Source organism: Ligilactobacillus hohenheimensis, assembly GCF_947381805.1.
GTDB classification, from domain to species: Bacteria; Bacillota; Bacilli; order Lactobacillales; family Lactobacillaceae; genus Ligilactobacillus; species Ligilactobacillus hohenheimensis.
Genome location: NZ_CANCXC010000001.1, coordinates 699,399 through 720,632, shown reverse-complemented (window position 1 = coordinate 720,632; position 21,234 = coordinate 699,399). Strand labels below are relative to the sequence as shown.

Below are 21,234 nucleotides of genomic sequence, written 5' to 3'. Positions count from 1 at the left end.
TTTATGGGGTAGTCCTGCTATGATTAGGTGTGATTAAAATGACGGGGCGGGGTACCCCTAAATGGAGTGAATTATTATGATTTCAGTTAACGATTTTAAGACTGGATTAACCATTGAAGTTGACGGCGAACTGTGGCGGGTTATTGAGTTCCTGCACGTTAAGCCGGGAAAGGGGTCAGCATTTGTGCGGTCAAAGCTGAAGAATCTGCGGACCGGGGCTGTTCAGGAAAAGACGTTCCGGGCCGGTGAAAAGGTTGAGCAGGCCCAGATTGATAACAAGCAGATGCAGTACCTGTACGCTGACGGGAACAACTACGTCTTCATGGATACAACAACGTACGAACAGCTCGAGTTGCCTGGTGATAAGATCAAGGATGAGCTGAAGTTCATGAAGGAAAACATGCTTGTGAACATCATGATGTACGGGAGTGAAACGTTGGGGGTTGACCTGCCGAACACGGTCGACCTTGAGGTTAAGGAAACCGAACCGACAATTAAGGGGAACACCGCTTCTGGTGGTTCCAAGCCCGCAACGATGGAAACGGGATTGGTTGTTCAGGTACCGTTCTTTATTAACGAAGGCGACGTGTTAACAATTAACACGCAGGATGGGACGTACATCTCAAGGGCTTAACGATTGGGGGAAACGGTAATGGCTGATGAAAGCAATATTATTTTAGCTGGTTCGGGTGACGAAACCGGACAAATCCGGATTGCACCAGAAGTTGTTGAAATTATGATTGGAATTGCTGCTAGTCAGGTCGATGGTGTTTTTTCCATGAGCGGGTCATTGGCCACGAGTTTTTCTGAGTTACTAGGACGGTCGTCACTGGGAAAGGGCGTTAAGTTGAGTCAGGATGATGACGGGCACTTGCAGGTTGCGGTGTACGTCACCCTGGCTTACGGCGTTTCAATTCCTAAGACCGCGCTTGAAATCCAGAAACGGGTAAAGCAACAGCTCCTGTTTATGACTGGATTAGAAATTCAAGAAGTTGATGTCCACGTTGAGGGGATTATGCCCGAAAAACAGCCGGCAACGGTTGACCCAGATAATTTATTTGCGGACGAAGAGGAAGGTACCGATGGAGTTAAGTAGGCATAAGATGCGTGCGGTGGCGTTTCAAACGTTGTTCGCCCTGACAAGTAATCCGGACGGGAAACCGGTTGATGTGTATGAGGGAATTTTAGGAACCACAACCGTTCCTGAGTTTCTTAGCGGGCTTGTTGCGGGCGTGTTGGCGCACCAAACGGAAATTGACCAGGCGATTATCCCGCACCTTGCGGCGGGGTGGTCACTGGAACGGTTAAATAAGGTTGACTTGAATCTTCTTCGGCTGGCGACGTATGAGATTAAGTACTGTCCGGATGTTCCGGATAAGGTAGCCGTAAACGAAGCACTTCAGTTGGCTAAGGAGTTCAGTGATGATCAGTCCCGGCGGTTTATTAACGGGGTGCTCGCTGCAATCTTGAAGGACTAGTTTTGCGAATAACAGAAAGGGCTGGGACGAAGGTCTCAGTCTTTTTGTGTATAACCGGGGACGGCAGGACAAACTGGTTTTCCTGCCGTGGTTCACTTGAATTACCGTTTTTCCATCCGTGATTTTGGTTTAACCCGGCCACTTTTTAACGTGGGAGTATGCTAAAATAACAGGGAAACAGTGGACTAAGGGGCGTGAGAAGATGACAGCAAAAATACTTGATGGTCGCCGGGTGGCCCGGGAAATTCGGGCTGATTTGAAGGAGAAAGTGTTACGCTTACAGCAACGGGGCGTGGTGCCTAAGCTCGTGGTGATTCTGGTAGGAAATGATACCGGGAGTGAAGTTTACATTCGAAATAAGAAGCGGGCCGCGGAAGCAATTGGGATCGAAACCCTTGATGTGCGCCTTCCGGCTGAAACGAGCGAGTATGATTTGCTGAAGTTAATCGCGAAGTACAATGCGGACGAGTCCATTGACGGGATTCTTGTCCAGTTACCCCTGCCATCACACATTAATGAAGACACGGTTGAGCGGGAAATTGATCCCCGAAAGGACGTTGACGGGTTTCATCCCATTAACATGGGGCACCTGTTCATGAATGAACCCAATTCCTTGCCATGTACTCCTCGGGGGATTATGGCACTGCTTGCTGCCGAAAAGATTGAGGTTGCCGGGAAGCACGTGGTGATTGTCGGCCGCAGCAATATTGTTGGGCGGCCCATGGCGGCACTAATGTTAAACCACGACGCAACGGTCACGGTCGCACATAGTCATACAAAGGACCTGGCGGCAATCACCCGGCAGGCGGATATTCTCATTGTTGCGGTGGGAAAGCCTGAAATGATTACTGCGGATTACGTTCGGGATGGCGCAGTGGTGATTGATGTTGGGATGAACCGGAACGCCGCCGGTAAACTTGTGGGGGACGTTGCCCAGGAAGAGGTTGCTCAAAAGGCCGGGTACATCACTCCCGTTCCGGGTGGAGTGGGTCCAATGACCATCGCAATGTTAATGCAACAGGTGGTCGAGTTTGCTGAAAGGAATACCCATAATGACAAGTGAGCATGAATATTTAACGGTGGGACAGTTAACCCGGTATATTCACCGTAAATTTACTGCGGACCCGTACCTTGAGCGGGTGTACGTTACGGGGGAAATTTCAAATTTCCGTGAGCGGCCGCGGCACCAGTATTTTAGCTTAAAGGATAAGGATGCAGTCCTCGGCGTGGTGATGTATGCGGGGGCGTACCGCAAAATTAAGTTTAAACCCGAAGAGGGAATGAAGGTGCTCGCGACTGGCCGGGTTGACGTGTACGAAAAAAGTGGGCGTTACCAGTTAATTATTGACCACATGGAACCCCAGGGGGTGGGGGCGCTCTACCAGGCGTACGAACAGTTAAAGGCGAAGTTAAAGGCGGAAGGACTGTTTGATCGGCCGAAGCGGCCCATTCCTCATTTTCCCCGGCGAATTGCGGTGATTACAAGCCAGTCGGGAGCAGTGATTAAGGATATCATGACCACCGTTAACCGGCGGTATCCGATTGCGCAGCTGGTTCTTTTCCCAGCGGCCGTCCAGGGGGAGCAGGCCGCTGATTCTCTGGTTGGGCGCCTAAAAGAGGTAAATGCCCGGGGGGATTTTGACACGATCATTATCGGTCGGGGCGGTGGTTCAATCGAAGATCTTTGGCCGTTTAATGAAGAGAAGGTTGCCCGGGCAATTGTTGCAAGCAAGATTCCAGTGATTTCATCCGTGGGGCATGAGACGGATACGACCATTGCTGATTTGGTTGCGGACCGGCGGGTAGCCACTCCTACCGCTGCGGCAGAAATTGCGACGCCGGTATTAACTGAAGAAATTGCTAAAATTATTGATGAGCGGGAGCGCATGGTCCGGGCGGAAAATAAAATGTTGCGGTTCTACGCTGACAAGGTTCAACGGTTAGTAACTGTGCCTGTTTTACAGCACCCGCACCGGTTTCTCGAACAACGCAGCCAAACGCTTGACCAGTTAATGCTACGGTTAGAAAACCGGCAAACAACCCTGGTGAAAACGTTGCACGAGCGCGTGACGGCATTAGCAACGCGGCTTCAACGCCAGTCCCCGCAGGCCAAGGTCGCGGCCTGGAAACAGCAGGCCCAGGCGTACACTCAGCGGCTCCAAACAAGTGAGGCGCAGTTGCTTCAAATCCGCCGGCAACGGATTAGCCAACTGGTCGGTCAGCTCGATGCGTTGAGCCCACTAAAGATTATGACGCGCGGGTACGCTTATGTTACCGGTGCTGACGGTCAGGTTGTGCGGGATGTGACTGCGTTTAAACCGGACGATCAGGTTCGCTTGCATATGAGTACGGGCCAAGCAACGGCGCGGATTGAACAAATTGAAAGGAACGATAGTGATGACAGCAAAACAACCAACGTTTGAGGAGCAATTGAACCAGCTCGAACAAATCGTTAAGCAGTTGGAGGCGGGCGACCTCACCCTGGATGATTCCCTGACCAAGTTTAAGCAGGGAGTTACCCTGAGCAAGGAATTGCAGCATAAGTTGGCTGACGCAGAACAAATGATGACGCAGATTATCGGGCCGGACGGAAACGAAACGGATTACCAGCGGGACACGTACCATGATGCAAAGTAGTAGTGTGCTTATAAATTTTGAACAGCGGATGTTACCGCTCATTGACGAGACCCTCACCACGTACTTAGATGGGTTGGCGGCTCCTGTCCAACTCCGGGATGCGATGAAGTACTCCGTGATGGCTGGTGGGAAACGAATCCGGCCCCTTTTAGTGCTTGCGACCGCAGCAAGTTGTGGGCGGCGGGCGGATAAGGCTGCCCTCCAGGTTGCGGCGAGTCTTGAATTGCTGCACACCTATTCGCTTATTCACGATGATTTACCAGCAATGGATGATGATGATTTACGGCGGGGAAAACCGACAAACCATAAAAAGTTTGGCGAGGCCGTTGCCATTTTAGCCGGTGATGGGCTACTAACCGCGGCCTTTGACCTGGTAAGCCGGGCAGAATTACCGACCGTTACCACAACCAAGCTTGTTAGTGCTTTAGCCCGGGCGGCAGGTCCCGAGGGAATGGTTGCGGGGCAAACCCTTGACGTGACGAATACCGGAAAAAAACTAACACTTCCGCAGCTCCAGCAGGTTCACCGGGGCAAAACCGGAGCCTTAATCAAGTATGCGTGCTATGCAGGGGCGGTCTTGAGTGACCAGTCCCGGACGGTAATTGACCTGGTAAGTGAATACGGGGCTCACTTTGGCCTCGCCTTTCAGATTTACGATGATATCCTTGATGTCACTGGGACACAGGAACAGTTGGGGAAGGCGGTCAATAAGGATGCGACCGCCCAGAAAAACACGTATCCGGGATTACTTGGGATGGCTGGAGCAAAGGAGCAATTAACCGCAGCGGTAACGGCGGCCCGGCGGTGCGTGCGGCAAATCGAGCGGGTTGGTCTGGATGGAACGTTACTTGGTGAAATGTTGCGGTATTTTGAGGATGAGGTGCAATGACGAAGGAACGGGTTGATGTTTTACTAGTTAAGCAGGGGTTGTTTGCAACGCGCGAACAGGCTAAGCGGGCAGTGATGGCCGGTGAAATCCTTGGTGCTAACGAAGAACGGCTGGATAAACCGGGAATGAAGATTGATCCGGAAACGAAGCTGCACTTTAAGGGGACCAAGATGCCGTACGTTAGCCGGGGCGGACTCAAGCTTGCTAAGGCGTTGAAGGTTTTTCGCCTTAGTGTCCGGAATTTAACTGTGCTTGATATTGGTTCATCCACGGGAGGATTTACGGATGTCATGCTTCAAAAGGGCGCGAAGCTTAGTTATGCCCTTGACGTGGGAACCAATCAGTTAGTGTGGCAACTTCGGCAGGATCCACGGGTTGTGGTCATGGAAAACACCAATTTCCGGTACAGTAAGCCCGCCGATTTTACCCACGGGCAGCCGGAATTTGCTTCAATTGATGTTTCGTTTATTTCGTTAGGGTTAATCTTACCGCCGCTCCACGCCATTATTAAGGATGGCGGGCACGTGGTAGCGCTAATCAAACCGCAGTTTGAGGCGGGCCGTGACCGGGTGGGGAAACACGGAATCGTGCGGGATCCAGTCGTTCATTGTGATGTCATCCAACACGTGATGGCACTGGCGACGGAAGCGGGGTTTAACGTGTGCCACCTGGACTTTTCACCGATTACCGGGGGGCACGGCAACATTGAGTTTCTGGTTGACTTACAAGCAACGGAAAATGCTGTCACCATTGATCCGGCGCTTGACCCGGCAGCCGTTGTGAAACGAGCGCACGCAACGTTAAAGTAGGTGGTTGAATGCAACGACAGGTACGCCAACAGGCCGTCAAGCGGTTGTTACAGGACGGACGATACCGCAACCAGGCAGAAATCGTTGCGGCCCTCGCTCACCGCGGGATTCACGTTACGCAGGCAACGGTTTCCCGGGATCTGGCCGCTTTACGGGTTGAAAAAACGACGAGTGCGGGCGGTGCTGGATACTACCGCCTTCCGACTGCGGGCGATTCGTCTACCCTTGCTCGCCTTGAGCGGACGGTGCGGGGGGCGCTGGTTGGAGTCCGGGTGCACGATGCAATGTGTGCTCTGCAAGTCCTTCCCGGAAACGGTCCGGTGTTGGCCCATTTGATTGAGCAGGTCCAGTTTTCGACGGTTTTTGCGGCATTGGCAAACGATGCCGTGGTGGTTGTTTTTATGAATGATCCGGCAGCGGCTAAGCAGTTTGCTGACCAGGTGATGGCATGGCGTAAGGAGGTGTAGGGTGTGCTTCAGGAACTTGAAATCCATGATTTTGCAATCATTGAGCAGTTAAACGTTACTTTTCATGATCAGATGACCGTTCTTACTGGAGAAACGGGCGCTGGGAAATCCATTATCATTGATGCGCTCGGGCTTCTTGCCGGCGGGCGGGGACGGAGCGAGTTTATCCGTAAGGGAGCGTCCAAGGCAGTACTCCGGGGCCTTTTCGTTGTTCCCACTAATGCAACGGCCGTCCAGGAGCTAACGGATCGGGGAATTCCTGTGAGTGACGGTGAGATTCTCCTTGAACGCGACCTCACCCGGACGGGGCGGAACGTGTGTCGTGTAAACGGCACCCTGGTAAACCTGGCAACGCTTCGGGCAGTGGGCGAACGGTTGATTGATATTCACGGGCAAAATGAACACCAGGAGTTGATGCGTCCCGAAACGCATTTGGGATTGCTTGACGAGTACGCGCGGGAAACACGCCAGCTCCGGGAGCAGTACCAGGCTGCTTACAAGGATTACGAACAGCAGCAGCGCGCCCTTAACCAGCGAAAGAAGGACGAACAGGCCTGGGCGCAGCGGCTTGATATGCTTGATTTTCAGGTAAAGGAAATTGAAGCGGCGCACTTAAAGCCGGGCGAAGAGGAGGAGTTAGCCGCCGAAAAGGAGCGGCTCGTTAACTACCAGGCGATTCATGATGCGCTCGAACATAGTTACCAGTTACTGAACGGGCAGGCTGATGTTCTTGGTAATTTAGGAACGGCCATGGACGAGTTGGAGCAGGTTGCCCAGTATAGTGACCGGTTAACGCAGATTAGCGAAGCAGTGAATGCGGCGTTTTATAGTCTGCAAGACGTTGAACGGGATATTGCGGACGAACGGGATGATTCGGCGTGGGACGAAGACCGGCTGGACGAGATTGAACAGCGTCTAGACGTAATTCACCAACTGAAGCGAAAGTATGGTGACTCGGTTTCAGCTATTTTAGAATATTACGAGAAGATCAAGCGGGAACTTGCGACGATGCAGGAGGGCGACGCTGATCTCCAATCGCTTGAGCAGGACGTGCAGGCCGCTAAGGAAAAGGCAACAGGTCTTGCCGATCAACTCACCGCTGCCCGGGAAAAAGCGGCGCGGCGGCTTGAACAGGCGGTTCACGCTGAATTAGCGGCGTTGTACATGGATAAGGTTGTTTTTGAAGTGCGCTTTAGAAAAGACGGGTTAACCCCAAGCGGACAGGACGGCGTCGAATTTTACGTTCAAACCAACCCGGGTGAAGAGATGGGGCCGTTAGCAAAGATTGCGTCGGGTGGTGAGTTGTCCCGGATAATGTTAGCGTTAAAAACAATTTTTGCACACCGGAAAAACGTCACCAGTATTATCTTTGATGAGGTGGATACTGGGGTAAGCGGCCGGGTTGCTCAGGCAATTGCCGAAAAGATTCACCAGATTGCCACGAATTCCCAGGTACTGTGCATTACCCACCTCCCGCAGGTGGCATCGATTGCACAGCACCACTACTACATTGAAAAAGCGGTTCATGCTGGGCGGACGACCACCCACCTAACGGTCCTAAACGACACCCAGCGGGTTGATGAGATTGCCCGGATGTTAGCCGGAAGTACGGTAACCCCGTTAACCCAGGAACACGCCCGGGAAATGTTGGCCGCAACGCAAAAAGAAAAGTAAGGGGCAGATTGTAAAATTTAAGTTGAACATTTTAGTGGACAGAAAAACCCATAAAGGTCTTTAATGGTGTCGTTACAACATTCCATTAGAAAGAAGGACCTTTATGGGCACCACTATCTTATCATTTTCAGACCGCATTGTCATCGAAACGCTTCGTCATGAAAAGCGATCTCTTCGATATATCGCTGATTACCTGGGCTTTAGTAAGACTACTATCTTTAATGAAATTCACCGGTTAAAGGGTGAATACCATGCGACTAGTGCGCAAGCCGACCACGAAACTAAACTTAGTTATCGTGGTCGTAAATGCTCATTAACGGCTAACCTCAAGCGACTAATCGAAGACAAGATCAAGATTCAGAAATGGTCAATTGAACAAGTAGCCCATGTGGTTAGGATCGCCTACAAGACTATCTATAACTGGGTCGATCAAGGACTTCTAGATATTCGGATGACTGATTTACCTGACCATGGTATTCGTCGTAAGCGTGCTAAAGAAACCCGTGGGACTTTCAGTCATGGTCGTTCGATTGAAGATCGTCCAGCTGAAGCTTCTGATCGTAATATTGCAGGCCATTTTGAAGCTGATATAGTTTTATCTGGCAAGCGCAAAGGTCAAGCAGTAGCCACGTTTGTCGAACGCAAGAGTCGCCTTACTATCGTTAAACGGCTTGGTGGACGAGATAGCACTTCAATGACTAAGGCTATCCTTGAGTTAGCTAATCAATTAGGAACTAATCTCAAGACACTGACGGTTGATCACGGGAAAGAGTTCGCCAACTACCAATCAATTGAGAAAAATACCGGCGTGCCGTTGTACTTTGCCCATGCTTATTCTCCGCATGAACGTGGTAGTAATGAGAATCGTAATCGAGTGTTACGGCGATTTATTCCTAAGGGTCAGCCAATTGAAGAGATTAGTGATGATGAATTGATTCAGATTAACTGGTATCTGAATTCACGGCCACTCAAATGTTTGAACTGGCGAACTCCAATTGAGATCTTTTTGCTTAATCTGCGTCATTAAATTTGTTCAAGTTATTTATTGCAATCTACCAAGGATAAAAAATACGGAGACTGCGATATAGGTACAGCCTCCGTGTTTTTTAATCAGCAGCATATGGCAGTATAATTTGCGCCGTATCGAGGACGTGCCCCGTCATGGCATGCAACAGTTCGTTCATCCAGTATCCCTGCGGGAGGGAAAGCGCCGTGTCCAGTGCATAGCCAGTCAGAAGGTAGTCGTGCGTCCCGCGTGGTGGGCGGGGCCCCGTATACCCCTGGCAAATTTCAGCCGGTGCATTTACAAACCCGCTCGCATTACTGTTTTTCCCCTGAATAATCGGGGAAGAAAGGTGCCGACTTGCATCTTCCGGTAATGTGGGACTTGTTGCGGGAAGGTTTGCGAGGGTCCAGTGAATCCACGCAAACCCACACACGGGAATGGAATCGTAGTCCACGAATGTCAGGGCGAACGTTTGGGTTGCTTCCGGAAACGCAGTGAATGTTACCGGAAATGACCGGACTGGCCGCTCAGCGATTTGATCTTCACGGGGTGCCCGGCTTCCATACTGATCGGCAAGGTGACCATCAACGAGTGGAACCATAATTTTCATGGAATAACCCCCAATCACTAAATTGTGCTGCGGTAAAGGCCAACAACCTTTCCGAGAACGGTAACGTCAGGAAGAATAATCGGTGCCATGTTGTCGTTTTCGGGTTGGAGACGAATATGGTCTTTTTCCTTAAAGAAGCGCTTGCACGTTGCTTCGTTTTCGGCCGTCATGGCAATAATAATGTCACCGTTATCGGCAAAGCGTTGCTTGCGGACAATTACTTCGTCTCCGTCGAGGATTCCCGCATTCACCATACTTTCACCGCGAATTGTCAGCATAAAAAGGTCCTCGGCAGAACTAAATTCTGGCGGAAGCGGGAAGAAATCGTCTGTATCCTCAACTGCCAGAATCGGTTGTCCCGCAGTAACGGTTCCGATTACCGGAATCTGCTTGGCGTGGGGCCGAATCCCCAGCACTTCCTTGCCGGCGACGGTCACTTCAATGGCCCGGGGCTTAGTGGGGTCGCGCTGCAAGTAACCCTTTTTTTCGAGACGGGCAAGGTGGCCGTGGACCGTCGAGGTTGATGAGAGGTCTACGGCCTGGCAAATTTCGCGCACTGTCGGCGGGTAACCCTGCTCGTTAACGTGATTGTAAATGTAACGTAGAACGGCAATCTGCCGTTTTTCGGTTGGCTGAGACATTTCCTAACTCCTGTAGTAAGTAATTTCTACCGGTAGGATACCATAGAAGGACGTCACGGTGCAAACGGATGTTCGCACTGTGCTTGTACCACCCCGACGTTTTCGGTAAAATGAATAGTGACAAATACGTAGATGAAGGAGGAGTGGCCAGTGGCAGACGAACAGCGGGGAAAAATTCCGCAGGACTTAATTGACCGGATTAATGAGTTAGCCCGGAAGAAAAAGGCGACGGGTCTCACTACTGAGGAGCAGGCTGAACAAAAACGGCTGCGGGAAGACTACCTGGCACGGTTCCGGGCCAATTTTCGGAGCCAGGTTGAAATGTTGCAGGTATACGATAAAAACGGAAAAGAGGTTACACCGGAAAAGGTTAAGCAGATTCAGCGGGATCGCGGACTCCGGGACGATTGAGTGAAGCGGGTGTTGCCCCGCTTCTTATTATTATGTAAAATTACTAGGTGAAAGTTTAGAAAGGGGAATTTTAGGATGTCAACAGGGATTTGGATTCTAATTGTGGTAATTGGCGTAATTGGCGGGTTTGTAGGGGGCTTCTTCTTCACCCGGAAATACATGGAAAACTACTTCAAAAACAATCCGCCGTTTAACGAACAGATGCTCCGGACGATGATGGTGCAGATGGGACAACGGCCATCAGAAAAGAAGCTGCACCAGATGATGACGGCAATGAAGGCCAGCTACAAGAAGCAGAATTAATTATTACGAAGAAACAAAGAGGTTGGGACGGTCAGTTCCAACCTCTTTGTGTTATCCATGGAATGTTATTTTTTCGCTTTGGCGGGATCCTGGTAAACGTAGTTCGGATCGATTTGGTCGTCAAGCTGCTGGAAAGCAGTGTTCATCTGTTCAAGAATCCGCGCCTGGTCGTCCTTGCTGAGACGGCCCTGGCCGACGGTAATTGGATCGCCAAACGCAATGGCCGGCTTATGGCGTTTCAAAACGTCCCGGAACGTCAGGGGCCCCTGGTAAACGGCCGGAACAATCGGCACGTTAGCCATCTTAGCGATAAGCAGCACGCCTCCCTTTAGTTTTTGGGAGTGGCGGGTGCCGGACGGAAACATAATAAGGGAAATGTCGCGTTCCTTGAGCCACTTAACGGGCGTTTTGATTGCTTTCATACCCGGCTTACTCCGGTCAACCGGAAAGGCGTTGAGGTGGGTGATCAACCAGCGGAGAAGCGGATTTTTAAAGAGCTCCTTTTTGGCCATGTAGCAGAACTGTTTCGGGGTTGCCGCCCATGAGAGGTAGACCATGTCAAACCAGGCCCGGTGCGGGGCAACGAGAATGTAGTTTCCCTGAGGAAGGCGCTCCTTATTTAAAACGCGGGGCTTTCCGTTAATAATTCGGAGAAACGTGGTTCCGATAAAGCGGATAAACGAGAAAAACACGGTGGTCATTCCTTTCACATGTAATGTTAGAATTAAATCATGACTAGTATGCCGGATTTTTGCAGTGGGTGCAAGAAGAAGCCGGTGAAACGGAGGAAAAGTAGTGCAGGTAGAGTTACGGTCAGACGAACGCATTGATCAGTTGTATTCCCATGACATCCAGATTATTCAGAGTCCGCGGGTCTTTTCGTTTTCCCTTGATGCGGTGCTCTTAGCAGACTTTGCCCGCCCCGTCCTAAAAAGGAGCGGCCAGGTGGTGGACCTTTGTGCGGGTAATGGCGCAGTGGGGTTGTTTTTATCAGCAAAAACGCGGGCTGCCATTACGGCCGTTGAGCTCCAGCCACGGTTGGCTGATATGGCCCGGCGGAGTATTCTCTTGAATGACTTAGAAGACCGGATGAAGGTTTTGACGCTCGACCTAAACGATGCGTTTACGCGGATTCCCAAGGATTCGGTGGATACTGTAACGTGCAATCCCCCGTATTTTCCGGTCACCCCCGCAAGCAAAAAGAATCCTAACAGGTATCTGGCCGTCGCCCGCCACGAATTAACGGTGACCCTTGAACAGGTGATTCGGATTACCAGTGGCCTCCTCAAAACAACCGGGCACGCTTATTTAGTGCACCGTCCGGACCGGTTGGGCGAATTGATTACGTTGATGGGGAAGTACCGCCTTGCGCCGAAGCGGGTGCGGCTGGTATACCCGAAAGCGGGACGGGACGCTAACATCGTGTTGGTTGAAGGAATTAAGGACGGTCGTCCGGGAGGAATGAAGTTTGAGGCTCCCGTGATAATCTACGGGGAAGACGGCCAGTATACGCCGGCAATGAAGGAGATGTTGTACGGTGACGGCCACCAATAAGCAAAAGTACTATTTTTATGTCCTGCTGTGCGCAGACCAGACACTGTACGGTGGGTTTACAACGGACCGAAAACACCGGCTTGCCATGCATAATAGCGGCCGGGGAGCCAAGTATACCCGCACCCGGCGGCCGGTGAAGATGATCTATTCGGAGGAATATCCGACCAAGTCGGCGGCACTAAAGGCCGAGTACGCATTCAAACACCAACCCCGCCGCGCAAAGGTTACTTTTTTACGGCAACGCGGCGTAATTGTGCCTGAAAAGCGTTGAATTTTAGTAACAAATCCGGTAAACTAAGGAAGGCGTTGTCCAGCAACGCTAGTCTACACTCCGGTGGATGAAGACGGGGGTGCTCGGATGAGTCCTTGTTTTCGCAGAAACTGGAGGAAGCAAAAAACAATATGGAGGGAATTTCAATGGCAGTTATTACCATGAAGCAGTTGCTTGAAGCTGGGGTTCACTTTGGTCACCAGACCCGGCGGTGGAACCCGAAGATGAAGGAATACATCTTCACCGAACGGAACGGGATTTACATCATTGACTTACAAAAGACGGTTAAGTTAATTGATGAAGCCTACGATTACATGAAGGATGTTGCCGCAAACGACGGCGTTGTTCTGTTCGTGGGGACCAAGAAGCAGGCCCAGGACTCAATTGAAGAAGAGGCTAAGCGGTGTGGTCAGTTCTACGTTAACCATCGTTGGTTAGGTGGAACGCTGACTAACTGGAATACAATCCAGACCCGGATCAAGCGGTTAAAGCAGATCAAGAAGATGGCTGAGGATGGTACGTTTGATCGGCTTCCAAAGAAGGAAGTTGCTAAGTTAGAGAAGCAGCGTGACCGTCTGCAGAAGTTCCTCGGCGGAATTGAAGATATGCCGCGGATTCCGGACGTTCTGTTCATCGTTGACCCACGGAAGGAACGGATTGCCGTTAAGGAAGCACAGAAGCTGAACATTCCGATCGTTGCCATGGTTGACACGAACGTTGATCCGGACGAAATTGACGTTAAGATTCCGTCAAACGATGACGCTATCCGGGCCGTTCGTCTGATCACTTCAAAGATGGCTGACGCAATCGTTGAAGGCCGTCAGGGTGAAGACGACAACGACGTAACGGAGGAATCATTCGACAACAAGGATGATGCCAAGGCGGACTCAATTGAAGACATCGTTGAAGCCGTTGAAGGTGACAACGACAAGAAAGATGCTGAATAATTAATCAACAATCTTGGGCTGTCTCGGGAGGGCGTTAAGCCCGAACGAGGCGGCTTTTTATTAACAATGAATTAAAAGAAAGGGAGGCCACAAAAATGGCAAGTATTTCTGCAAAGCAGGTTAAGGAACTCCGTGACAAGACCGGGGTCGGAATGATGGACGCCAAGAAGGCGCTGGTTGCATGTGATGGTGACATGGACAAGGCAACGGACTTCTTACGTGAAAAGGGCATGGCCAAGGCTGCTAAGAAGAGTGACCGGGTTGCTGCTGAAGGGTTAGCGGACGTCGTAATCGACGGGAACACTGCTGCAATCCTTGAAGTTAACGCTGAAACGGACTTCGTTGCTGCCAATGACCAGTTTAAGACACTGGTTAAGCACATCGGGGCTGTGATTGCCGCTGAAAAGCCGGCGGACGTTGAGGCTGCCCTTCAGGTTAAGACGGACAAGGGAACAATCAACGACGAAATCGTTGAAGCAACGGCCGTAATCGGGGAAAAGATTTCTCTGCGGCGGTTCACGGTTGTTGAAAAGAATGATGATGAGCACTTTGGCGCATACATCCACATGGGTGGTAAGATTGCTTCTCTCGTTAAGGTTAACGGGGCGGACGATGAAACGGCCAAGGACATTGCAATGCACGTTGCGGCTATCAACCCGAAGTACGTCAACCGGGATGAAGTGCCGGCCGACGTTGTTGCGCACGAAAAAGAAGTGCTGACTGAAGAGGCCAAGAACGAAGGCAAGCCGGAGAAGATCGTTGAAAAGATGGTCATGGGCCGGATGAACAAGTTCTTCGGTGAGATTTGCCTGGATGACCAGGAATTCGTTAAGGATTCTGACCAGAAGGTTGGTAAGTACGTTGCTTCTAAGGGCGGCAAGGTTGAATCCTTTGTCCGCTACGAAGTTGGTGAAGGAATTGAGAAGCAGGCTGATAACTTCGTTGACGAGGTTATGGGGCAGATTAAGTAAGTAAGACTTTCAGTTAATTACGGGGATTGGCACGGTCAACCCCCGTTTTCTATTAAGAAAAGGTAAAGGTATGTCAAAAAACATGTTATACTAACTATGTTATTACTTTTACATTCTAAAAAGTGAGGGATTTATTCAATGCAACAAATTATTGAGCAGGGGAAGGTCACCTTTTGGCAGGCGCTTCGGGATTATTTTCACGGATTATGCAATGTTCAGGGGCGAACAACCCGGCGGGGAATTGCTTGGACTCTGATTGCGGCTTTTTATTTAATTGCAATTATTCAATGCCCTTTTAGAATATTGACGACGTACTGGCAATTTAGCATTATTTCTGCTGTTGTTTCAAATGGACTTACGTGGTTAATCATTTTAAGTTTAGTTCCATTGGTCATTCGTCGACTCCGCGATGCAGGCGTAAAGGGTTGGCCGGCGTTTATATGGCTGGTAATTAGCTTGGTATTAAGTGTTTTTGGTTGGCTTGGATACATTTTATTGGCATGTTTCATTGGGGTAATGTTATTCGTACCAACTGATAAATGGGCGTTACATAAGGATAATTGGATCCGGTACATTTTACGGTAGGAGGGGAATAGATTGAATCGTTCGGAATTAAAACAGCAAGCGAAGAACATGTTACGGGGTAATTGGTGGATGGGAGCGTTCTTTTCACTTTTACTCTTCGTAACATTATTTGGTTGTATGTTTATCGGCGGCTTTATTCTTGTAATAGTTACGGAAGGAATTGCTATGTTCAATGGTGCCGCTGGTAGTACAGTTGATTTGGCAAGAGTGCTAGGCCTGGCACTGGGAATGATATTTGGATTACTATGTTGGATCCCCTTTGGTGCAGGATGGAATTTTGTAATGTTGGAATGGGCTGAAACAGGACGCCGTCCAAAGCAATGGTTCAGTCTTTATATGACAGCCTTTAAGAAGGGATATTTCTGGCTTACTATCCGGGTTATGCTTTTAGTAATGATTTGGACCATACTTTGGAAAGGATTGTTTATTCCGTTGGGCTATGTTAAGCAGTGCGCATATTCGCAAGCACTACTAATTATGCGACAACATATCCAGGTAGGGGATAAGGTTACTGCTCGGCAGTGTATTACAGAAAGCCGTCAATTGATGAACGGGTGGAAGGAAGACTTTTTCATCCTTGATTTAAGTTTTATGAATTGGACTCTTCCAGCGCTTATTGTTGGAGTGCTTTGCTTTAGCTTTCTACGTGCAATTAATCGGGTCTTTTTGCTATGGAGTTCGACAACAATTCCTGCGATGAGTGCGTATATTGTTATTTTGGCATTAATGTTGTTTATTATGCTGTACCAACGGCTTACTCAAATTATTTTTTATCTCCAGTTAAAACGTCAGGCAATGGCTACAATGGCGACGGTTCCCGTGACAATTTATCCGGATGGACAAACCGAATTCCACGGAAATCAAGGCTACCAGCGTCCGTCGAACACGCTATTATGGTTTCTAGGGATTGGTACTAACGTTATCGTAATTGGAGGAATATTCCTTGCACTTTTTCTGTGCTGGTTAACCCCGAATTTGCGGGGGACAATCGCCGGGAACGAATATCGGGTGACTATTAAGGGTGAGATTTATGGATTTGATTATACCGGACACGCACGGATAATTTTTCATACAAGTAATGCACTTCAGAGCAGTGGAGACAACGGGCAAACATTTGCGTTCACCCCAGTTGATAATCACCACGATATTCAACAGTGGAATAAGGATGTTATTGATTTTCTTGACAATCCAGCGAAGTATCAAAAATATGTGGTGGATCCTAAACATAACGAGGTTATTTTGTACGATAACGATGGTAATCGTGCATTTGAGTTTCGGCACGTTCGGCGTTCAAATAACGGGAAAACCCTTACCGGGCAGTGGTACGTTAATTCAAACGATGAAACATACCACGCTAGATTTGAAAAGATTAACTAGTAAAAAGAGGTTGGGACTCGTTCCCAACTTCTTTTGCTATTTTAATCCGTTATTCATATCAAGGAGTGCGGTGACATTCCTAGTTTTCCGGAAGGCCGAGCTGTTTTATAAGGGCTGCTCGTTCGGCCGCCGTTCCCAGGGGGACCGGCGAAGCTTGCAGGACCGTTACAATGTCGTGCAGTTCGGCAACTGTCGGTGCGGTTGCTACCGGACTCGCCGGGACGGTGGTTGCCAGGTGAAGTGTTGGGTGGGCCGCCGTTTGGACCGGGAGTTGGTGGTCTACTTGGCGGAACAGAAACTGGAGCACCCGGCCGTATGCGGGAGAGACGGTTTGGTGGGAGTCCGCCGATAAAAGGCTAAGAACCCGGTCAGGTTCAAAGATTCTGGGAGCGTCCTGGTGGGCGGTAAGCGTGGCAGCTAGGAAGTAGAACTGCTTGATGCGGGCATCACGGAAGTGGCGTTTCCACTTCTTTAACCGTTTCTTCTTACTCCCATGGGTTGTAAAGGTTGCGCAGTACCCAATTGCCATGGCAGCATCTTCGATAAGAAGCGCAACGCTGCCGCACACCCCGTCATCGTTGGGCAACGGGGTGATACGCAGGTCACCGATGATTGTGGGGTAGCTGGTTGGCATAATTTGAATCCGTTCAAGGGAGAGCTTTAGTACTCCCGTCACGGTCAGAATTTGCAGGAGTTCGTAGAGATCCTGTGAAATAAAAACGGGCGCGGTACTTGGGCGTTGCAGGAAAGAAATCGCTGCCGGGGTGAGGTGACTAATAACGACGGGGGTTGGTTTATCCGTGAATTCGTCAACGTTTACGTTTATTTGAGGGGTTGTAATGGTTAACCCCGTTGCGTGCTCGATTATTTTCATGGTCGTTCCTCCATTTAATCTACCAATCATTATAGCAGACTGCTTGCCGGGGGTGCGCTTCGGGGGTATGCTTGAGCTAACGAAGGAATTAGGAGGGTGATGGCATGAAGTTAACCGTTACTGCTGCAGCTGAAGAGAAGCTGGCTAAGTACAATACGCCGGGAACGCTGTTTGTGCTTGATTTTGAGGATGGCGTGGGGCTTTCCAAGCAGGGTTCCGGGACCTGTTCGTTTGATAAGGAGTTTACGTTAGTCATTGCTGATCACCAGACTGATTTGAGTGACTACCAAAAACAACTCGATGCAACGTACGGCACGTGGTACTACAAGGGGTACAGCGCGGCGTTTATGGATAGTGACATGACGCTGACCGTTAATCCCCGCTACAGCAACTTAGAATTAAAGGGAAATCGCTCTGGATTGCTGTCAGCCGATTTACGAATTAAGGATGTGCGGGGAAAGCAACTTACCCCAGCTCATATTGAAGAATAGTTAAAAATACCGCTCCGGGAATGTGCTCCGGAGCGGTATCTTTAGTCTCTGTATAGGGGGATTATAGGCGGCGAAGCATTACCAGTGCCCCTCCTAAAACAAGGACGCATACTACGCAGTTTATGAGGGTGATGGTTTGATTTCCCCAATGGTGCAGAAGGTTACGGCCAAAGAGGAGCAGCATGAGCCCGGCAGTGATTGCCCCGGCGAGGTAGATTACGTGAAGGGTCCCAAAGTATACCAGGAGTGCAAGGGCAATGATTAGAATAATCATCCGCGGGCTCTGGTACCACCGCGCGCTTCCCATAAAAATTTGGGTGTAGGTGAAATGCCCCTGGGAAGCAAGCATGTTAAAGCGCAGGGCCGTTGTAAAGAGCCAGAAAACAAATAAAAGTAGTGCGATAAATTCCATAAGGAGCCTCCGTTAGTTGTTTTGAAAAAGGGCTGTAAGGCGGGTCATAAAGAGTTGTTCAAACCGTTCCTTGTCAACGTTAACGGCTGCCTGGCTGTGGACGGATTGATCAAGGAGCTCTTCGTCCCCGATTGTCCGGCCGGCACACGGGCCATCAACTTCAACTTTCATGTTAAGCGGGAGCGTCGTTACCAGGCTAGGATCAACCGCAACCGCAACTGCAAGCGGGTCGTGCAGGGCACACCCGTTCAGGTGCGGGTGAACGTCTGCGTAAGTGTCGATGTAGTAATCAACAATGGCGGCGTACTTCTTTCCGGCCGTTGTTCCCAAAGCGCGCCACTGGGCCGTTTTTTTCTTCGTGAGCAGGGTGCGGGTGGTAACATCCAACCCCACCATTGTTAGCGGAAGGGGACTTTGAAAGACCTCGTTAGCGGCCACTGGATCCTGGTTAATGTTGGCCTCCGTGGCAGGCGTTACGTTTCCCGGGATTGTCAATGCTCCGCCCATTAGGGTGACGTTCCCGATGAGGTGGGTAATGGCCGGATCCTTTTTAATTGCAGCGGCAAGCGTTGTTAGGGGATCGGTGGGCACAACAATGAGATCGTCGCCGTACTGGTGCGCAGCTTCGATGATAAAGTCCCGGCCACTCATTTGTTCTGCGGTGCGTGAGGAGTGGGGTAAGGAAACGTCACCAACCCCGTTCATGCCATGGATGCGCTGGCTAATTGGCATGACGCTAAACGTTGTGGTGGTCGAAGAATGCGTGGGGCCCGCAAAGACGGGAACTTCGGGATGGCCAAGCATGTCGAGTAGATCGAGACAGTTTTGGACTGCCTGGGGGGTTAAGACGTTGCCGTATGAGCCGATTACCCCAATCAAATCCGCCTCGGGAACGGTGAGCGCGTACGCAATTGCGAGGGCGTCGTCGATTCCCGTATCAAGGTCTAAAATCATTTTCTTCTTGGCCATGCTGTTCACTTCCATAGTAATAATTATCTCCAGTGTAGCAGAAAATTCCCTTTGTGTGGGGAAGCCCCGTGATTTTGTGGGGTGGGAAACTAGTCGTTGTTTGTAAAATACGCTATATTGGTAGCAAGACGACCAAATTTTGGCCAAAACTGAATCCCGGAAGGAAGAGGAACGCGATGAAGTGGAATGAAGTTCGCGTGGTGACAACCGCTGAGGCGGCGGATGCGGTTACCAACATTTTAATGACAAACGGCGCTGGGGGTGTCCAGGTCGACGATTCGGGAACGGAATACCAATTAATTACGTATTTCCCAGCGACAACGGCCCTACCTGAAGTGGTGGCTCAAATTGAAACGCAGGTGCAGGGATTAGCACAGTACGGCCTTAATCCCGGGAAGGGTACCGTCCGCGTCCAGGCGCGGGATGATGCCGACTGGGTTGATAAGTGGGAGCAGTACTACCATCCGGTGCGGTTAACGCGCTGGTTAACGATTGTTCCCCGCTGGGAGGATTACCAGCCCCAGCAACCCGGTGAACGGTTGATTTACCTTGATCCGGGTAAGGCGTTTGGAACGGGAACCCACCCGACGACCCGGCTTACATTGCAGGCCCTCGAAGCCGTTGTTCGTGGCGGCGAAGAAATGATTGACGTCGGGACGGGTTCGGGAATTTTAGCAATTTACGCTCGAATGCTGGGGGTATCCCGGGTTACGGCCAACGATATTAGCGAAGATGCCGTGGCATCAGCTAAGCGGAACCTTCAGCTTAATCCCCAAGCAGCACCCATTACGGTGAGCGTGGGTAGCATGCTGGACGGGGTTGCCCGGCAGGTTGACTTAATTACGGCCAATATCTTGCCGGATGTTCTCACCCCGCTCATTCCCCAGGCGTGGAATTGTTTGAAACCAGCGGGCCACTTACTATTGTCGGGAATCATTACCGCAAAGAAGGAGCAACTAGTTGATACGTTGACTGCAGCAGGGTTTGTGCTTGAAGAAACGGTGCAGCGGGAGGACTGGGTTGCCCTCATTGCCCGCCGGCCAGGGGAGGATGAATAATGCAGCATTACTTTAGTTCCGTTCCATTTTCACTAACCGCTTCCTTTGCACTTCCGGAAGAAACCTACCGCCACATTGCAACCGTAATGCGGATGCAGGCGGGGGATCAGGTTGAGCTAGTTCATCCGGATCGCCGGTGTTACGTAGTTGAACTGGAAGAAGTTAGTCCGCACCGGATCACCGGCCACGTCGTGCGGGAGGTCACCCGCCCCGTTGAACTTCCGGTTGAGGTAACAATTACGTGCGGGGTTCCCAAGAAGAACAAGGCCGAGTGGATTGTGCAAAAGGGGACGGAGCTTGGCGCCACACACTTTGTTTTCTGTGATAGCCAGTACGCGGTGGCTAAGTGGCAGGCAAGTAAACAGGCGCGGAAGGTTGATCGGTTACAGAAAATTGTGCAGGGCGCGGCTGAACAGTCCCACCGGCTAGTCATCCCGACCGTTGAGTATGTTCCAGGAATTGAAGCGGTTGCCACGCAGGAGTACGCGGTAAAACTAGTGGCGTACGAAGAGGAAGCCAAGCAGGGCGAGGTCACCCGCTTAGGACAGCAGGTCCAGGCGCTCATGCCGAAGGATACGGTCAACGTGGTGATTGGGCCGGAAGGGGGGCTTGCCCCCGCGGAGGTCACAGCACTGCAACGGGCGGGCTACACGGCAGTGGGGTTAGGTCCGCGAATTTTACGGGCCGAAACCGCGCCGTTGTATGTCTTAGCGACGTTATCGTATGCAACTGAGCTTACCCCAGGAACCCAGATGGGCGTTTTGGAGGATAAGTAGTAAGATAGGAATAAATACTTCTGG

At 50.6% G+C, this 21,234-nt stretch carries 28 protein-coding genes; 22 read left to right on the top strand and 6 right to left on the bottom strand.

Annotation, left to right across the window (positions count from 1 at the left end):
* Nucleotides 1-76 precede the first annotated feature (76 nt).
* The 11 genes from efp (at nucleotide 77) to QOR60_RS03475 (ending at nucleotide 8,981) form a co-directional block, all read left to right on the top strand.
* Nucleotides 77-634: an elongation factor P gene (gene efp, locus QOR60_RS03525; protein ID WP_283581974.1), complete on the top strand. Its 558-nt coding sequence runs from the start codon at nucleotides 77-79 to the stop codon at nucleotides 632-634.
* An 18-nt stretch (nucleotides 635-652) separates the two neighbouring features.
* On the top strand, nucleotides 653-1,096 hold the full coding sequence (locus QOR60_RS03520; protein ID WP_283581973.1) for an Asp23/Gls24 family envelope stress response protein: 444 nt from the start codon (nucleotides 653-655) through the stop codon (nucleotides 1,094-1,096).
* On the top strand, nucleotides 1,083-1,478 hold the full coding sequence (gene nusB / locus QOR60_RS03515) for a transcription antitermination factor NusB (RefSeq protein ID WP_283581972.1): 396 nt from the start codon (nucleotides 1,083-1,085) through the stop codon (nucleotides 1,476-1,478). The genes QOR60_RS03520 and nusB overlap by 14 nt, the downstream gene beginning before the upstream one ends.
* A 202-nt stretch (nucleotides 1,479-1,680) precedes the next feature.
* Nucleotides 1,681-2,541, top strand: coding sequence for a bifunctional methylenetetrahydrofolate dehydrogenase/methenyltetrahydrofolate cyclohydrolase FolD (folD, locus tag QOR60_RS03510; RefSeq protein WP_283581971.1), 861 nt, complete (start codon nucleotides 1,681-1,683; stop codon nucleotides 2,539-2,541).
* Entirely contained in the window at nucleotides 2,531-3,901 is a 1,371-nt protein-coding gene (gene xseA, locus QOR60_RS03505) for an exodeoxyribonuclease VII large subunit (RefSeq protein ID WP_283581970.1), read from the top strand. Before folD ends, xseA begins: the two co-directional genes overlap by 11 nt.
* Entirely contained in the window at nucleotides 3,876-4,115 is a 240-nt protein-coding gene (locus tag QOR60_RS03500; RefSeq protein ID WP_283581969.1) for an exodeoxyribonuclease VII small subunit, read from the top strand. The genes xseA and QOR60_RS03500 overlap by 26 nt, the downstream gene beginning before the upstream one ends.
* Nucleotides 4,102-5,004: a polyprenyl synthetase family protein gene (locus tag QOR60_RS03495; protein WP_283581968.1), complete on the top strand. Its 903-nt coding sequence runs from the start codon at nucleotides 4,102-4,104 to the stop codon at nucleotides 5,002-5,004. Before QOR60_RS03500 ends, QOR60_RS03495 begins: the two co-directional genes overlap by 14 nt.
* Nucleotides 5,001-5,813, top strand: a complete 813-nt coding sequence (locus QOR60_RS03490) for a TlyA family RNA methyltransferase (RefSeq protein ID WP_283581967.1) — start codon at nucleotides 5,001-5,003, stop codon at nucleotides 5,811-5,813. Before QOR60_RS03495 ends, QOR60_RS03490 begins: the two co-directional genes overlap by 4 nt.
* 8 nt (nucleotides 5,814-5,821) lie before the next feature.
* Nucleotides 5,822-6,280 carry an arginine repressor gene (locus QOR60_RS03485; RefSeq protein WP_283581966.1) on the top strand — a complete coding sequence of 153 codons (459 nt, stop codon included), beginning with the start codon at nucleotides 5,822-5,824 and terminating at the stop codon, nucleotides 6,278-6,280.
* Nucleotides 6,281-6,283: 3 nt separating this feature from the next.
* Entirely contained in the window at nucleotides 6,284-7,954 is a 1,671-nt protein-coding gene (gene recN / locus QOR60_RS03480) for a DNA repair protein RecN (RefSeq protein WP_283581965.1), read from the top strand.
* Between the two features lie 103 nt (nucleotides 7,955-8,057).
* The gene (locus QOR60_RS03475) at nucleotides 8,058-8,981 is read left to right on the top strand and encodes an IS30 family transposase (protein ID WP_283581964.1); all 924 of its coding nucleotides are present in this window, start codon (nucleotides 8,058-8,060) and stop codon (nucleotides 8,979-8,981) included.
* Between the two features lie 79 nt (nucleotides 8,982-9,060).
* Here the strand turns inward: QOR60_RS03475 and QOR60_RS03470 are convergent, their stop codons facing one another.
* On the bottom strand, nucleotides 9,061-9,570 hold the full coding sequence (locus tag QOR60_RS03470; RefSeq protein ID WP_283581963.1) for a YbhB/YbcL family Raf kinase inhibitor-like protein: 510 nt from the start codon (nucleotides 9,568-9,570) through the stop codon (nucleotides 9,061-9,063).
* Between the two features lie 17 nt (nucleotides 9,571-9,587).
* Nucleotides 9,588-10,211 (bottom strand): transcriptional repressor LexA, encoded by a 624-nt coding sequence (gene lexA, locus QOR60_RS03465; RefSeq protein ID WP_283581962.1) that lies wholly within the window; start codon nucleotides 10,209-10,211, stop codon nucleotides 9,588-9,590.
* A 150-nt stretch (nucleotides 10,212-10,361) separates the two neighbouring features.
* Here lexA and QOR60_RS03460 point away from each other — a divergent pair, with 150 nt between their 5' ends.
* Nucleotides 10,362-10,622 carry a DUF896 domain-containing protein gene (locus tag QOR60_RS03460; protein ID WP_283581961.1) on the top strand — a complete coding sequence of 87 codons (261 nt, stop codon included), beginning with the start codon at nucleotides 10,362-10,364 and terminating at the stop codon, nucleotides 10,620-10,622.
* Nucleotides 10,623-10,697: 75 nt separating this feature from the next.
* Complete coding sequence (locus QOR60_RS03455) at nucleotides 10,698-10,925, top strand: YneF family protein (RefSeq protein WP_283581960.1); 228 nt, start codon at nucleotides 10,698-10,700, stop codon at nucleotides 10,923-10,925.
* A gap of 65 nt (nucleotides 10,926-10,990) precedes the next feature.
* Here QOR60_RS03455 and QOR60_RS03450 read toward each other — a convergent pair whose 3' ends face one another.
* Entirely contained in the window at nucleotides 10,991-11,617 is a 627-nt protein-coding gene (locus tag QOR60_RS03450; protein WP_283582016.1) for a lysophospholipid acyltransferase family protein, read from the bottom strand.
* A gap of 103 nt (nucleotides 11,618-11,720) precedes the next feature.
* Between QOR60_RS03450 and QOR60_RS03445 the strand changes: the two genes are divergently transcribed.
* From QOR60_RS03445 to QOR60_RS03420, 6 genes are all read left to right on the top strand, one after another.
* Nucleotides 11,721-12,479, top strand: a complete 759-nt coding sequence (locus QOR60_RS03445; RefSeq protein ID WP_283581959.1) for a tRNA1(Val) (adenine(37)-N6)-methyltransferase — start codon at nucleotides 11,721-11,723, stop codon at nucleotides 12,477-12,479.
* Nucleotides 12,463-12,750 carry a GIY-YIG nuclease family protein gene (locus QOR60_RS03440; RefSeq protein ID WP_283581958.1) on the top strand — a complete coding sequence of 96 codons (288 nt, stop codon included), beginning with the start codon at nucleotides 12,463-12,465 and terminating at the stop codon, nucleotides 12,748-12,750. Before QOR60_RS03445 ends, QOR60_RS03440 begins: the two co-directional genes overlap by 17 nt.
* Nucleotides 12,751-12,896: 146 nt before the next feature.
* Nucleotides 12,897-13,697 carry a 30S ribosomal protein S2 gene (rpsB, locus tag QOR60_RS03435; RefSeq protein WP_283581957.1) on the top strand — a complete coding sequence of 267 codons (801 nt, stop codon included), beginning with the start codon at nucleotides 12,897-12,899 and terminating at the stop codon, nucleotides 13,695-13,697.
* A 95-nt stretch (nucleotides 13,698-13,792) separates the two neighbouring features.
* Nucleotides 13,793-14,668, top strand: a complete 876-nt coding sequence (gene tsf / locus QOR60_RS03430; protein ID WP_283581956.1) for a translation elongation factor Ts — start codon at nucleotides 13,793-13,795, stop codon at nucleotides 14,666-14,668.
* Nucleotides 14,669-14,806: 138 nt separating this feature from the next.
* Nucleotides 14,807-15,253, top strand: coding sequence for a DUF805 domain-containing protein (locus QOR60_RS03425; protein WP_283581955.1), 447 nt, complete (start codon nucleotides 14,807-14,809; stop codon nucleotides 15,251-15,253).
* A gap of 12 nt (nucleotides 15,254-15,265) precedes the next feature.
* Entirely contained in the window at nucleotides 15,266-16,630 is a 1,365-nt protein-coding gene (locus tag QOR60_RS03420) for a DUF975 family protein (RefSeq protein ID WP_283581954.1), read from the top strand.
* 79 nt (nucleotides 16,631-16,709) lie between these two features.
* Here the strand turns inward: QOR60_RS03420 and QOR60_RS03415 are convergent, their stop codons facing one another.
* Nucleotides 16,710-17,504, bottom strand: a complete 795-nt coding sequence (locus QOR60_RS03415; protein WP_283581953.1) for an MBL fold metallo-hydrolase — start codon at nucleotides 17,502-17,504, stop codon at nucleotides 16,710-16,712.
* Between the two features lie 104 nt (nucleotides 17,505-17,608).
* Between QOR60_RS03415 and QOR60_RS03410 the strand changes: the two genes are divergently transcribed.
* Nucleotides 17,609-17,995, top strand: a complete 387-nt coding sequence (locus QOR60_RS03410; protein ID WP_283581952.1) for an iron-sulfur cluster biosynthesis family protein — start codon at nucleotides 17,609-17,611, stop codon at nucleotides 17,993-17,995.
* Nucleotides 17,996-18,056: 61 nt separating this feature from the next.
* On the opposite strand, the gene QOR60_RS03405 is transcribed toward QOR60_RS03410, so the two are convergent.
* A complete protein-coding gene (locus QOR60_RS03405; protein ID WP_283581951.1) occupies nucleotides 18,057-18,407 on the bottom strand; it encodes a hypothetical protein in 351 nt (116 codons plus the stop codon).
* Between the two features lie 12 nt (nucleotides 18,408-18,419).
* Nucleotides 18,420-19,376, bottom strand: a complete 957-nt coding sequence (locus QOR60_RS03400; protein ID WP_283581950.1) for a nucleoside hydrolase — start codon at nucleotides 19,374-19,376, stop codon at nucleotides 18,420-18,422.
* A 176-nt stretch (nucleotides 19,377-19,552) separates the two neighbouring features.
* On the opposite strand from QOR60_RS03400, the gene prmA reads away from it, so the two are divergent.
* Nucleotides 19,553-20,434: a 50S ribosomal protein L11 methyltransferase gene (prmA, locus tag QOR60_RS03395; protein ID WP_283581949.1), complete on the top strand. Its 882-nt coding sequence runs from the start codon at nucleotides 19,553-19,555 to the stop codon at nucleotides 20,432-20,434.
* Nucleotides 20,434-21,210 (top strand): 16S rRNA (uracil(1498)-N(3))-methyltransferase, encoded by a 777-nt coding sequence (locus QOR60_RS03390; protein WP_283581948.1) that lies wholly within the window; start codon nucleotides 20,434-20,436, stop codon nucleotides 21,208-21,210. Before prmA ends, QOR60_RS03390 begins: the two co-directional genes overlap by 1 nt.
* Nucleotides 21,211-21,234: the final 24 nt, after the last annotated feature.

Bases quoted from the DNA above. Each gene is read 5' to 3' on its own strand.
- xseA (WP_283581970.1), top strand. From the start codon at position 2,531: ATGACAAGTGAGCATGAATATTTAACGGTGGGACAGTTAACCCGGTAT.
- QOR60_RS03475 (WP_283581964.1), top strand. From the start codon at position 8,058: ATGGGCACCACTATCTTATCATTTTCAGACCGCATTGTCATCGAAACG.
- QOR60_RS03490 (WP_283581967.1), top strand. From the start codon at position 5,001: ATGACGAAGGAACGGGTTGATGTTTTACTAGTTAAGCAGGGGTTGTTT.
- QOR60_RS03470 (WP_283581963.1), bottom strand. From the start codon at position 9,570: ATGAAAATTATGGTTCCACTCGTTGATGGTCACCTTGCCGATCAGTAT.
- QOR60_RS03500 (WP_283581969.1), top strand. From the start codon at position 3,876: ATGACAGCAAAACAACCAACGTTTGAGGAGCAATTGAACCAGCTCGAA.
- rpsB (WP_283581957.1), top strand. From the start codon at position 12,897: ATGGCAGTTATTACCATGAAGCAGTTGCTTGAAGCTGGGGTTCACTTT.
- QOR60_RS03410 (WP_283581952.1), top strand. From the start codon at position 17,609: ATGAAGTTAACCGTTACTGCTGCAGCTGAAGAGAAGCTGGCTAAGTAC.
- prmA (WP_283581949.1), top strand. From the start codon at position 19,553: ATGAAGTGGAATGAAGTTCGCGTGGTGACAACCGCTGAGGCGGCGGAT.
- tsf (WP_283581956.1), top strand. From the start codon at position 13,793: ATGGCAAGTATTTCTGCAAAGCAGGTTAAGGAACTCCGTGACAAGACC.
- QOR60_RS03425 (WP_283581955.1), top strand. From the start codon at position 14,807: ATGCAACAAATTATTGAGCAGGGGAAGGTCACCTTTTGGCAGGCGCTT.
- QOR60_RS03405 (WP_283581951.1), bottom strand. From the start codon at position 18,407: ATGGAATTTATCGCACTACTTTTATTTGTTTTCTGGCTCTTTACAACG.
- QOR60_RS03520 (WP_283581973.1), top strand. From the start codon at position 653: ATGGCTGATGAAAGCAATATTATTTTAGCTGGTTCGGGTGACGAAACC.
- QOR60_RS03400 (WP_283581950.1), bottom strand. From the start codon at position 19,376: ATGGCCAAGAAGAAAATGATTTTAGACCTTGATACGGGAATCGACGAC.
- QOR60_RS03485 (WP_283581966.1), top strand. From the start codon at position 5,822: ATGCAACGACAGGTACGCCAACAGGCCGTCAAGCGGTTGTTACAGGAC.
- QOR60_RS03455 (WP_283581960.1), top strand. From the start codon at position 10,698: ATGTCAACAGGGATTTGGATTCTAATTGTGGTAATTGGCGTAATTGGC.
- folD (WP_283581971.1), top strand. From the start codon at position 1,681: ATGACAGCAAAAATACTTGATGGTCGCCGGGTGGCCCGGGAAATTCGG.
- lexA (WP_283581962.1), bottom strand. From the start codon at position 10,211: ATGTCTCAGCCAACCGAAAAACGGCAGATTGCCGTTCTACGTTACATT.
- QOR60_RS03390 (WP_283581948.1), top strand. From the start codon at position 20,434: ATGCAGCATTACTTTAGTTCCGTTCCATTTTCACTAACCGCTTCCTTT.
- QOR60_RS03495 (WP_283581968.1), top strand. From the start codon at position 4,102: ATGATGCAAAGTAGTAGTGTGCTTATAAATTTTGAACAGCGGATGTTA.
- QOR60_RS03415 (WP_283581953.1), bottom strand. From the start codon at position 17,504: ATGAAAATAATCGAGCACGCAACGGGGTTAACCATTACAACCCCTCAA.
- efp (WP_283581974.1), top strand. From the start codon at position 77: ATGATTTCAGTTAACGATTTTAAGACTGGATTAACCATTGAAGTTGAC.
- nusB (WP_283581972.1), top strand. From the start codon at position 1,083: ATGGAGTTAAGTAGGCATAAGATGCGTGCGGTGGCGTTTCAAACGTTG.